At 56.7% G+C, this 13,820-nt stretch carries 4 protein-coding genes; all 4 read left to right on the forward strand.

Translation table 11 applies throughout. The annotated features are described in order from the left end of the window. The first annotated feature begins 107 nt into the window (after window positions 1-107). The 4 genes from G006_RS0109830 to modA all read left to right on the forward strand — a co-directional run bounded on the left by G006_RS0109830 (window position 108) and on the right by modA (window position 13,803). Complete coding sequence (locus G006_RS0109830) at window positions 108-10,478, forward strand: filamentous haemagglutinin family protein (protein WP_020483017.1); 10,371 nt, start codon at window positions 108-110, stop codon at window positions 10,476-10,478. A gap of 14 nt (window positions 10,479-10,492) precedes the next feature. Beyond that, window positions 10,493-11,308: a sulfite exporter TauE/SafE family protein gene (locus tag G006_RS0109835; protein ID WP_020483018.1), complete on the forward strand. Its 816-nt coding sequence runs from the start codon at window positions 10,493-10,495 to the stop codon at window positions 11,306-11,308. Window positions 11,309-11,499: 191 nt separating this feature from the next. Next, on the forward strand, window positions 11,500-12,999 hold the full coding sequence (locus tag G006_RS0109840) for an alginate export family protein (RefSeq protein ID WP_020483019.1): 1,500 nt from the start codon (window positions 11,500-11,502) through the stop codon (window positions 12,997-12,999). Window positions 13,000-13,035: 36 nt separating this feature from the next. Beyond that, window positions 13,036-13,803: a molybdate ABC transporter substrate-binding protein gene (gene modA, locus G006_RS0109845; RefSeq protein WP_020483020.1), complete on the forward strand. Its 768-nt coding sequence runs from the start codon at window positions 13,036-13,038 to the stop codon at window positions 13,801-13,803. Window positions 13,804-13,820 lie beyond the last annotated feature (17 nt).

The following is a 13,820-nucleotide window of genomic DNA, read 5'->3' on the forward strand; positions in this document are numbered from 1 at the left end:
CCTATTAAAATCCCCACAATTTGCCGCGTTGACAACGTTTAGGTCTTGCACTGGCGATATAAACGAGTAAACATAGAAATACCTTTCCATATTTTCGATATAACCGTATGAATACGCCGATCACCCCATTTACCGGCAAGGAGCCACTGCTTAGACTAAGCATTCGGCGAATTTTGACCGGCGGCGTGTTAGCAATCTCCAGTGTCGCCGATAGCTGGGCCGACGGCGGCTTGCCCGTCTCGATCAATGCCGGCGGCGCCAATCCATCCGCGCTTGCCGATCTCACCAGTGCCGCGCGGCACCCTGGCATCGATGTCGGCCACGCCTCAGCCAATTACAGCGCCGACGGTCAAAAACTGACCATCCACCAAACCACCGATAAAACCGTTTTGGACTGGCAGAGCTTTAATATCGATGCCGGCAAGAGCGTGCAATTCGCGCAACCAACCAGTTCGTCGGTCGCTCTGAACAACATTCACCAGCTGGATGCCAGTAAGATTTCCGGCACCCTAAGCGCCAAAGGCCAAGTGTATTTGGTCAATGCCAACGGCTTCGTGTTCGGCAACGGCGCGTCGGTCAACACCAACAGTTTGGTTGCCACCAATCTGAAAATCGCTGACGAGGTGTTTGCCCAAGGCATCAGCAAAGTAGTAGATGCCAACGCCAGTGCCAATAATACGGACGCGCTGGCGGCACTTGCCGGCGACGGCACTGTGTATCGAAATACCGGCAACGGCAATCGCGAGAAAATCCGCATATTGGTGGAACCCGGCGCGCAGATTAGCGCCGACTCCGGTGGTAGGGTGATCATGGCGGCGCCGCAAGTGGAAAATCGCGGCACGATCTCAGCGCCGGACGGTCAGGTGATTTTGGCGGCAGCCACCGACAAGGTGTATTTGCAGGAAACCGACGACGACAATCTGCGCGGCCTGCTGGTGGAAGTAAAAACCGGCGGTGACGTGAAAAACGTCGGCAAGATTCTTACCGAGCGCGGCAATACCACGCTAATGGGTTTTGCGGTGACCCAACAAGGCGTGGTTTCGGCCAGTACCTCCGTGGCGTTGAACGGTAGCGTCCGGCTGTTGGCCCGGGAAGGCGCGCACCTGGAAGCCGGCGACAAACGTTATCTGCTCAAGCCTCTCAGCACCGCCAGAGCTACGGCAGCGGACGACGGCTTGGGCACTGAAGCCAGCGTGACGCTGGAATCGGACAGCCTAACTACCGTGACGCTGGATGCCAGCGCCGGTCCTGCCGTTAATGGCCAAGCCCAGCCAAAATCCAAAATAGACTTGGAAGCGGGGCAAATCCGGCTGAAATCCGGAGCACAAATCGTTGCTCACGGCGGCGACCTCAGTCTAACAGCCAGCACCACGCCGTCCAATCCACTCAATGCCAGCTCTGCCGACAATACCAGCCGAATTATATTGAATGCCGGCAGCAAGATCGACGTATCCGGCGTGAAGAATATCGAATTGCCGATGTCGGCAAACATAGTGGATGTGGAACTGCGCAATAACGAGTTGCGCGACGCGCCGCTGCAAAAAACCGGCTTCCTGCACGGCAAAACTGTGCAGGTGGATAGCCGTACCGGCACCAGTTTGGCGGACATTTCCGGCGCGCTGGAGAAGGTGCAACATAGCATTGAAGAACGCAACCTAGACGCCGGTAGCGTTCATTTGCAATCGGAAGGCGACGTCATCGTCCAGCCGGGCGCGGGCATCGATATTTCCGGCGGCTCGATACATTATCTAGCTGGTAAGATAACCACCAGCAAACTGCGTTCCAATAGCAGTATCGTCGACATTGCCTCCGCCGATCCTAACCTCACCTATCAGCAAATCCTCAACAGCACCTATTACCAAAGCGACTATTACCAAGGCGGCGATGCCGGTAGCCTTATTATCAAAACCCGCGACCTGGGTTTATCCGGCAATATCCTGGCCGGCACCGTCAACAGCGTTTACCAGCGTACCGCCGATAAGTGGGCAAGCGGCGGCGCATTGCGCATAGACACCGCTTGGTCGAATCAATATCAGCAAGATCTGGTGTTTATCAACGGTGCCGGCTACTCCTACGGCGCCGAATTGGATGCCGCTGTGCCTATTTACCTAAGCAGCGGCTTGTTCGCCCAAGGTGTGAACCGCTTGACCATCAGCAGCGGCGGCAAACTGACCATACCGCAAAACACCAGTTTAAGCTTGGCAAAAGCAGGCAGCCTGTCGCTGCAGGCCGGCGAAATAGAGGTACTGGGAAATATCCAGACTCCGGCCGGCAGCGTAGAACTGAAAACCCGGCGCGGCCTGGATCCCACCCGCGATTTGAGCGGTCGACTGCATCTAGCTGGCGGCAGCGTCATCGACAGCAGCGGCAGTTGGATCAACGACCTAGTCGATAGTAAAAACGCACAAATACTTAAGCCATTGACGATAGACGGCGGGAATATTCTGCTCCAAGCCCAGGGCGATCTGCTGCTGGATGGCGGCTCTAAAATTACTGCCAACGCCGGCGCCGCATTGAATAACAACACTAAAACCAAAAATGGTCACGGCGGCAATATCGACTTGATCAGCGCCGGCCTGGAACCCAGCGTGTTAAGCCTGGGCGCAACACTGTCCGCCTATGCCTTGCAACAAGGTGGCGTGCTGAGCATTACCGCCAACGGCATCCAGCTGGGTGGCGCCAGTGGCGATCCGCATGTGCTGAACTTGTCGCCAACGCTGTTGCAATCCGGAGGCTTCAGCGGCTACCGACTGACCGCCAACGCCGGTGATTTAAATATTGCCGACGGCACCCAAATCCATTTACAACAAAGCAGCTGGCAATTAAAAGCCACGGCCATCAAGGCCGCCAGCGGCAGCGACTTAAGTACCCTGGTGCAATTGGCGGTCTTGCCCGACGACATCCGCGACGCCGTCGATCTGAGTTTAAATCTAAGCCATAACGCCAGCATAGCCGGCGGTTACGTCGCCGAGCGGGCCATTCGCATCGGCAGCCATACCGCGATCATCGGCGATCCAGGCGCCGATTTTTCGCTAAAATCGGACGCCAATATCTACATCGACGGCTCTCTGCTTGCACCGGCAGGAAAAATAAGCTTACAACTCAGCAGTCCGCCGAGCGCGCTGGATAAGGGCTACAATCCTAATCAGGCAATCGCCTTGGGCCATAATGCCATCCTGAATACCGCCGGTGCCACGGTTTGGACGACCAACGCCCAGCGATTGGCCTTGGGCAATGTGCTGGCCGGCGGCAGGATAGACTTAAATGCCGAGCGCGGCTACATCCTGACAGCCGCCGGCAGCCGAATGGATGTATCGGGAACCCAGTCGGCGATAGACATCGTTAATTCCAAAGGTAAAAGTCGGCAAACCCTTGCTTCCGCAGGCGGCTCGATAAACCTGACCGCCGCCGAAGGCATGCTGTTACAAGGCCAATTGCAGGGCCGGGCCGGCCAGGGCACTACAGCGGCCGGCAATGGTTCGGCAGCTGCCGGCGGCACACTGAATCTGGCATTGAACGCCCAACATCGCGGCGAACCGGAAGAGCAAATCTTCACGACTGGCGACCGGGTGATCCATTTTTCCGCTGAACTGTCCAACTTACCGGACGCCGCGCAACTGGCCGCCAACGGCATCCCCGATACATTTAACGGCCAGGCTTATATCTCTGCCCGGCAAATTCAGGAAGGCGGCTTTGGTTCACTGGGCTTGGCCGCATCGGTGATACAACCCGATCAATATTCCGCAACGCCCGTACGCCCCGAGCGCGGCGAGATCCGTTTCGAAGGCGACCTTAGTCTGACTCTGGCGCAAAACCTGAAACTGGATGCGCCATTGATCAGCCACGCCGGCTACGGCCAGGTGGCTTTAACCAGCAATACCTTCAGCCTGGGTTCCAGCTGGAACCGCGCCGCTCACGGCAATCTAGGCGCCGCAATCGGCAGCGTCGGATTGAGCATCAACGCCCAGCTGATAGATTTGTTCGGTTCCAGCGAAATTGCCGGCTTTGCGCAAACCAGCCTGAACAGTAGCGGCGACATCCGCTTAACCGGTATCAATCCCAACAGCGAAGCCGACCTGATCGGCGGCCTGAGCCTCAGCGGCAATCTTAGTTTGAGTGCCCGACAAATCTATCCCACCACGCTCAGCAAATACAGCTTGAAGCTGGATGCCGCACTAAACCCGAACGGTCTGATCGATATTCTGCCTGGCATCGGAAATTGGTATACGCCGTTGTCGGCAGCCGGACAATTAAATATCAACGCGCCAAACATTGTCAGTCATGGCGTTTTATTGGCACCATTCGGCAACATCGCCTTAAACGCCGGTAATTCGTTGACCCTGGCTGCCGGCAGCTTCACGTCGGTTAGCGACGACGACGGCATCGTGATTCCGTTCGGCCGCACCCAGGGCGGTCTGGACTGGATTTATCCGCTGGGCACTTACAACAATATCCAAAACGGCACACCGCAAAAAGCCATTACCTTATCCGCACCAGACATCAATCTGGCCGGCGACGCTGTGGTCAATTTAAACGGCGGCGGCGATTTGTCGGCTTTCGAGTTCATCGCCGGACCAGGCGGCAGTATCGATACTTTGGATCCCACATCACCCGGCTATCAACAAAATTACGCCGTATTGCCCAATTATCAAGCCGATTTTGCCGCCTTCGACCCGTTGGAATTCGCCAACTCCGGTCTAAATCCGGGCGACAGCATTTATCTCAGTGCAGACTCCGGTCTGCCTGCCGGCTATTACCTGTTGCTGCCGGCGCACTATGCCTTGCTGCCGGGTGCCTATCTGATTACCCCGCAAGCCAATACCAAAGATATGGCAGCCGGCACCAAGGCTTTACGTACCGACGGCTCGACAATCGTCGCTGGCTACCGTTACTCAGCCGGTACCAATATCGCCGACAACCGCTGGTCGGGTTTTGCCGTTGAATCCGGCGCCATTGCCCGCAGCCGTTCCGAATACCAGGAAACTACGGCCAACAGTTTCTTCGCTGGGGACTCGCTACCGCAAGACGCCGGCAATCTCAGCCTGCTAGCCGGCAACAGCTTGCAAATGGCGGCGCAAATCAGCGCTACCGCAGCTCCAGGCGGGCTGGGCGGCATGTTGGACATCAGCGCGGATAGACTGGCCGTGGTTAGCAGCGGTAGCATCGGCGTCGATCCCGGCACGGTGGTGTTACTTGCCGATGAATTGAACCGCCTCGGCGTGGACAGCCTGTTGCTGGGCGGTCGGCGCAATCGCGGCAACGCCCAAACTCAGCTAACAGTCGGCGCGCAGACAGTGAGCATAGCGGCTGGCAGTCGTTTGCAGGCCCCGGAAATTCTGCTGGCAGCGAGCGATACCGTTTCGGTAGCGGGCAACGCAACGTTGAGCAGCGCCGGCAATCTCAGCCGCACCGACACCAACCTTAAGGTCGTCAATACCGATGGCAGCAGCGACGGCGCCCTATTAAGGGTGTCGGCAGGTAGCCAGGCTAACCTGGTGCGCGCCGCCGATGCGTTAACCGGACTGCGCGGCACGCTGGACATCGCCGACGGGGCGACGCTGTCCAGTGCCGGCTCAATTCTGCTGGATGCCAGCAAAGACACCCGCTTCTCAGGCAATATCGCGATGAACCAGGGCGAATTGACCCTCAGTTCCAGCCGTATTTCACTAGGTGATACCGGCGGCAGCGATGGACTGCAATTATCCGCAGCCACCTTAAACGGCCTGCGCGTAGACAAGTTAACGCTAAACAGCTTTGGCGCGATAGACATCGCCGGCGCGATGAATCTGCAATTGAAGGATTTGGTATTAAATGCCGCGAGTCTTTACGGCTATGGCAGCAGTAATCAGATTGCCGCCATCAATGCCGAAACTATCACCCTTAAAAACAGCGGCAGCGCACCGACGGCATTTACCGCCGCCGGCACCGGCCACCTAAACTTGACCGCAAACACTATCACGCTGGGCGCCGGCGAATACGCCTGGTCGGGCTTCCAGCAAATCTCATTGCAAGGGCTCAACGCAGTCGTCAACAGCGGCACCGCAAATATAAGCGCCGACAGCGATGTCTCCATCGCCACACCCATTTGGACCGCTACCGCCGGCGCCGATACCTCGTTGAATCTAGGCAGCCATGATCTGACTACCTTGGCCGCCGGAACCGCCCCGCACAGTGACGCCCTCGGCGCCCGATTAAGCGTCGCGGCCGAACAAATAAACCATCAGGGCCACATTGAACTGGCTTCCGGCATCGTCAAACTGCAAGCCGCTCAGACTTTGTCGATCTCCGGCAGCATAGACACCAGTGGCCGCGACATCGATCTGGCCGGCCATCATGTCAATACCGGCGGCGGCAGTATTTTCTTGAAATCCGCCGGAGGCAATCTGACCCTGGATGCCGGTTCGCTGCTCGATGTGTCCGGCAGCCAGCTGGGCGGCGACGCCGGCACCTTATCGCTGTCGTCAGGATTGGGACATTTAAGCCTGGCCGGCGAGATACGCGGCCTGGGTTATCAAGGTGCGCGCGGCGGCAATATCAACATGGACGCCACAACTGGCTCCGGAGCTAACTTTTCCGTCTTGAATAACTATCTGACCAACGCCGGCTTTAACGGCGACTGGAGCATCCGCCAACGTAGCGGCGATCTAACAGTCGCTGCAAGCGATTACGTCAAAGCCGACAATCTTAATCTAAGCGTCGATACCGGTAAGCTGGATGTGTTCGGCACCTTGGATGTGGGCGGCCAGCAGGCCGGCAGCATCCGTTTATCGGCCGGCGACAGCATTAACATTCTAGCCGGCGCCAAGCTGAATGCGGCATCTACCGCTGCCGGCAAGCCGGGCGGCTCTGTGGTTTTAATCTCTATGGATGCTGATAACGAAAGCCATCAAGGTGTAAATGTCGCCGCCGGCGCCACCATCGATGTCTCCGCGGGTACGGATGGCGACGGCGGTAGCGTCGAGGCCGTCGTCAACCGGGTCGGCAACGACGACGCGGCGGTATCGATAGCCAGCGGCAGCGTGCTGGGCGCCCATACACTGAATGTCTCCGCGACCGCACATTACCGAGACATCCCGCTAAGTAACAGTCAAATTGGAATGTGGCGGGGCGAAACCCAGCAATACCTGAACGCAGCCGCCGCAAATGCCGATCTGCAACAGCGCCTGGGCGGTTTTAATTTACAACCGGGTGTGGATATAGTCAGCAGCGGCGATTTGACGTTGGATTTGACCGAACCGCTGACCGGCATGAACTGGACGCAACAGTCCAGCTCGATATGGAAAACCTCGCTCACCGATGCCGCCGGAGTGGTGAATGCCTTACAGCAAATCGGCAGCAACGGCGTGGTCCGCAACCTGACCGAAGCCGCCAGCAGTTCCCTAACTGCGGACGGCACTTATTATTTTGATGCCAACCCGCAATCGGCCACCTTCCGCACCCTATTTGTCAGGATATTTCCGAATGCCGGCGCCGCCAACATCAAGTACAAGCCCAGCAACATCAACGGCAGCCTGATTTCGCACAATGGCTGGGATCTGGCCTTTCCGGACTCGCAAGGCCGGAGCTGGCATTTCGATAACGGCAATAGTGTCGGCGCACTCAGCCTGCGGGCCGCCGGCAATTTGCACATAAACCAAACGCTGAGCGATGGCTTTGCCTTGTACGATTCCAGCCAACTGGCCGGCATGCTGGGTGTAAACGGCAATTGGCTGCGAACCCTGGTTTTGCAGACCGGTCAATCCTGGAATTATAACTTGGTGGCCGGCGCCGATTTAACCAGCGCCGATCCGCTTGCGGTGCAGTCCTCACTGAGCGCTGGCTCACTAACCGTTGCAGCCAATACCAGCGTCCGCACCGGCACCGGCAACATCAACGTCGCCGCCGCCGGCGATATTACCCTGAGCGATGCCACATCCACCATTTACAGCGCCGGCCGCGCCGCCGACACCGAGCGCTGGGGAAACTTCAGCAATGCTCTGGTCGCCGCGGCTTTTTTCGTCGAATATCCGTTCGACGGCGGCGACATCAGCCTAAACGCCGGCGGCAATATCATCGGTGCCGCCAGCCCGCAATTGATGTCCGACTGGCTGCAACGCACCGGTAACTGGGACGCCAGCGACGGCATTAGCGCCGCCGATAGAGCCACCGCGTGGGGCATCATGTTCGATGGCCTAGTTGTACAAAACAGCGCCAATGCCAGAATTCAAAACCTGAAGTTCGGCTTTAGAGAGAACATAGGCGCGTTGGGCGGTGGTGATGTGAACATCAAGGCCGGCGCGGATATTCACGATTTGTCGGTGATGTTGCCGACTTCGGCAAAACCGGTCGGCGTGACGGACAACGGCCTAGTCGTCGAAAACCGTTGGCAACTACAAGGCGGCGGTAATTTGGAAGTACATGCCGGCGGCGACATAGCCGGCGGGGTGTTTTACGTTGATAAGGGTACTGCCGATATTCGCGCGGACGGGGCGATCACCGGCGGCAACCAATACACGACCGGCCCGGTATTTGCGCTGGGCGACACTCAATTTCAGGTCCATGCCGGCAACGGTATCGACGTCGGCACAGTGTTGAACCCGTTTTCGTTGACGCCGGCCAAATTCCTGGACAAAACCTCATACTTCAGCAGCTATAGCGCTGACAGCGCGATTGAATTGCAAACCCTGGCCGGCAACTTGGTGCTGAATAACGATGTACAAGCTATCGCCCAAGCCTACAAAGTATTCGACCAAGCATCGCCCATGGGCCGGGCAATCTTGAAAAGCACCGACTATCCGCTGCTGACCTTGTATCCGGGCAATCTCAACGCTCAGGCACTCAGCGGCGGTTTAGAAATCGTCAACTCGATGACGCTATACCCTGCAGCGGAAAGCAGCCTGAATTTACTGGCGAACAGCGACATTAGTATCGGTAACGACAGCAGCGGTACCCGTGTAAACCAGCTGGATGTCGATCCGGCTCGATTGCTGTCTGCTGCCCAACCAGCCACAACAGTCGCCGGCGCAACCAAATATCTATTTACCACGCCTTTCGGCGGTGACGCTTCTACCTTACACGCCCCGCAACCGATCCACCGTAACGATACCAGTCGCAACCGCATTGTATCGGCCAACGGCAGCATTACCGGTGTCGGCGATGCGTTAGTGGCGGCAGCCAAGGCTAGCGAAATTTGGGCCGGCCAGGATTTGTACAATGTGAGCCTGGCGATCCAGAATATTAATGCCGGCGATGTCACGAGTATCAGTGTAGGCCGCGACCTGGTATTTCCGATCTTGCGCGACCCCACCACCGGCACGGTGCAAGGCTCGCCCGGCGGTATTCAGCTGGCGGGGCCGGGTTTGCTGAATATCTGGGCCGGACGCAATGTCGATCTGGGTAGCTCCGAGGGCATTACCACGGTCGGGACGCTGTTGAACTCGGCCTTGCCGCAAACCGGCGCCGATATTATTGTCATTGCCGGTAACAGCTTGCAGCGCGATAGCCGGCCACTGGAGGACTTCCTGAATTTTTATGTCGGTAGCGGCGCTTATAACGACAGGCTGAGCGAGCTAAACCGGCAATCCAGCACTGCCGGTCGTTTGGCGCTTGCATTGGATGTGTTGTTCACGGAAATCCGGGCCACAGCTGTCGTCGCCGCCAGCGTACCAGACAAGGAAAAAGCCGCCGTTTACCAACGCGGGTACACTGCCATCGCCCGCTTATTTCCAAACAGTCCGCCCGGGGATATCCGGCTATTTTTCAGTCGCATCCAGACCCTATACGGCGGCGATATTGATCTGTTGGCACCCGGAGGCATGATCAACGTCGGCCTGGCGTCGGCATTTACCGGGCAGAAAAGCCAGGACCAGCTCGGCGTAGTGGCGCAACGCGAAGGCGACGTCAACATCCTGGTCAATGGCGACTTACAAGTCAATCGTTCCAGGATATTTACGCTGGACGGCGGCGACATTACCGCTTGGTCTTCGGAGGGGAATATCGACGCCGGCCGTGGCGCAAAGTCAGCTATCTCGACACCCAAACCCAAAGTCAGCCTGGACGCTAACGGCAATCTGGTCGTGGTGTTTCCGGCCACTGTATCCGGCAGCGGCATTCGCGCTCAATCCGGTTTTAACCGCAAACGCATTGGTAATGTTTATTTGGTAACCCCACGCGGTTACGTTGACGCAGGCGAGGCAGGCATCGGCGGTGGCAAAGTCATTCTGCCTGGTCCGGTTAGAGGCGTTGACAACATTCAAATCGCCAATCCAGCGCCTGCCCCTGCGGCTCAGGTTAGCAATCCCATGATTGCCGGCGATGCCGCCGCTGCCGCAGCGGCGAAATCCGCACCCGGGAAATCATTTGGCGACGAGGAGGAGGAAACTATCGACAAACGCGCTAAAAAAGCCAGGAAAGTAGCGGTTATTGACACCCAGGTTGTCGGCTTTGGCAAATGCAGCATCACCGACGTGCGTAACGGAGTATCTGGATGCGGTGGCTAAACCGATTTTTAAGAATGGAAAACACTATTTTGAACGCGGATGCCAAACAGCCCAAGCCTTATTGTGCTGTCGCCGGCGGCGCGGTAATCGGCACATTGGGAGGATTGATCGGCCTGGGCGGTGCGGAATTTCGCTTGCCCTTGCTAATCGGTTTGTTTGGGTTCGGTGCGCTGGAAGCGGTGATATTAAACAAAGCCATGAGTTTGATCGTGGTCGCCAGTGCTTTACCCTTCCGTACTGCCGGTGTGCCGTTACGCGAATTGACTGTACACGCCGGCGTGATCGGAACGCTGTTGTCCGGTAGCCTGATCGGTGCCTGGCATGGCGCAAGCTGGGCCAGCCGACTGGAATCGAAATCTTTGCACCGGGTCATCGCACTGAGCTTGGTGGGCATAGCGGCGGCTTTGCTCGCTGCGCACGACTCTTCGGTGGCCACGGCTTGGTTGACCGGCTGGCAACAAACCGCAGTCGGCTGCATCGCCGGTTATGGCATCGGCATAGTCGCGGCGCTACTGGGCGTGGCCGGCGGCGAATTGCTGATCCCCACTATCGTCTTGCTGTTTGGCGTGGACATCAAAATCGCCGGCAGCTTGTCGCTGGCAATTAGCCTGCCGACCATGCTGGCCGGCTTCGGCCGTTACAGTCGCCATCAAAGCTTTACAGTATTGGGCCGGCAAAAAGTTTTTATCGCGCTGATGGCGGCGGGCTCGATAGCGGGTGCCTTTGTCGGCGGCCAACTATTACCCTATGTTGCCGTCACCACGCTATTGCCCCTGTTGGCGGCCATTTTACTGGTATCGGCCTGCAAGATCTGGAAGCACAGTGCATGAGCCGGGCGATAAACCCTTGGGTACGCCAGCCATTGTTTCCCCAAGTGTAATAAGCTCTTTGATGAATTCGTTATTTACTTTTATACACAACGAATTAAACTACGGCCAGGGCTACACAACTCGCGAACTCCATTTGCGACAATTGCTGCGCTGTAAATCCAAAAATAACCCGAGACGATTTGGTCATAACGATGCGAAAAGACAGCTTTAGATCGGCCAGCGTTAAATGCGCATTCGGCGCTATTGCCGCCACCGGCTTTTACTTGGACGCCTCCCCCACGCAAGCCGCTGAAGTTAAGGCCTACAGCAAGCCCCCCATGGCCGCCTTTTCCAGTCAGATGCCGGATGCCCTGCTGGGCAACGATAAATTCGAAAAGCCGGTCTGGAATCTACATGACACGCTGAATTTGCCAAAGTGGCTATTCGCCTCACTGGAACAGCGAACCCGCTATGAGACTATGGACGGCAGCTTTAAAGCCAACGGCAGAGGCGGCGATCAGCAGATTGCCTTGCAAACCGATTTGTGGCTGCAAGCCAATCTGGGTAAGTTAAGGCTCGGTGCCGAGTTTCTGGATGCCCGCGCGCTGGGCGCCGATAGCGGTTCCGGCGTAAATAACACCCACGCCGACACTGCGGACTTCATTCAAGGTTATGCAGCGTGGGCAGATCAAAATCTGTTTTACAGCGGTATCGGCGCTGAAATTGTGGCCGGCCGGCAAACGCTAAATCTGGGCAGTCGCCGCTTAATTGCCCGCAATGCGATGCGCAACGATATCAACAGCTTTACCGGAATAAAGCTGAGGCTGTTGGACTACGATTCTTGGCAATTTACCGGCTTTGTGACCATGCCGGTCAACCGCTATCCGACCGCCGCTGCGGACATTCTGAACGAGGTCCACGAGTTCGACGAGGAAGATACCCACACTTGGTTTTCCGGCGGGTTCTTGGAGCTTTACAACTTGGCCTGGAATATCAATAGCGAAGTTTATCTATACCATCTCGACGAGGGCGACAGCATTCGGAACCCGACCCGCAATCGCCGCTATTTCACCCCCGGGGTGCGCTTTTATCTGAAGCCCAAGAAGGCTAATTTCGACTTTCAAGCCGAAACCATCGGCCAGCTCGGCACCGTTCGCTCTAGTACCGCAGCCAATAATGGCCGAGACCTGGAGCACGCCGCCTGGTACCAGCACGCCGATGTCGGCTATACCTTCGACGCCCCATGGTCTCCCCGTTTCGCGTTGGAATACGACTATGCCAGCGGTGATGAAAACCCGAACGACAATCAAGACCAACGCTTCGACACTTTATACGGGGCACGGCGCTTCGAGTTCGGACCGACCGGTATGTATGGCGCGTTCGCCCGAGCCAACATCAACACCCCCGGCTACCGTATCACTGCGGCACCACGCCACGATGTGCAGCTTGGACTGAGTCACCGTTTTTATTGGCTGGCATCGGACAGAGACAGTTGGACCGCTGCCGGTATTCAAGATACCAGCGGTCGGAGCGGTGATTTCGTTGGCCAACAATTGGAATTGACCGCGCGTTGGGATTTCAACAGCAGTTTGAATTTCGAAACCGGCTGGGCGCATTTGTTCAAGGGCGAATTTGCCAAAAAAGCGCCGTCCGCACCCATTATTAAGGAAGACATCGATTATGTTTACGTGCAGAGCCAATTGAGGTTTTAGCCGCTGCCGATCAGCTTATCATTGAGGAGAAATAGCATGTCGTTTATCGCTTTAAATCGGATTGTTTTAGCTCTATCGCTTTTATCGAGCGCGTTTGCGCAGGCCGATACTACGCTGGTTGCGGTCGCCGCCAACTTTACCAAACCCATGACAGAGATCGCCGAGGCGTTCGAGAAAGCTAGCGGCCATAGTGCCAAGCTTTCGTTCGGTTCGTCAGGCAAATTCGTCGCCCAATTTGAGAACGGCGCGCCGTTTGAGGTGTTTCTGTCGGCCGATGACAAAAGCCCGCTGAAACTGGAGCAATCAGGTTTGGCCGTAGCCGGCACCCGCTTTACTTATGCCATCGGTAAGTTGGTATTGTGGTCTAGCAATCCCGGCTATGTAGACGAGCAAGGCCAAATCCTCAGCAAAGGTGACTTCAAACATCTGGCTCTGGCTGATCCGAAATTGGCACCTTACGGGGCTGCGGCAGTGGAGGTCTTGAAAAACCAAGGTTTATTGGAAAAACTGCAAGCCTTATTCGTGCAAGGCGAAAACATTGCTCAAACGCATCAATTCATCAGTACCGGCAACGCTGAGCTAGGCTTTGTTGCTTTATCACAAGTGATCGAGAATGGCAAAATTGGCTCAGGCTCGGGCTGGATCGTGCCGGAAAACCTGCATAGCCCGATCCTGCAAGACGCGGTATTGCTGAAAACCGGTGCCGAAAATCCGGCCGCGCAAGCTTTGCTGGCTTTTCTGAAAACGCCGCCAGCTTTGGCCATCATCGAAAAATACGGCTATGCCTTACCCGCAGCAAATTAACGTTTATTCAAACCCTT

It is taken from the genome of Methylomonas sp. MK1 (genome assembly GCF_000365425.1).
Lineage (GTDB): Bacteria > Pseudomonadota > Gammaproteobacteria > Methylococcales > Methylomonadaceae > Methylomonas.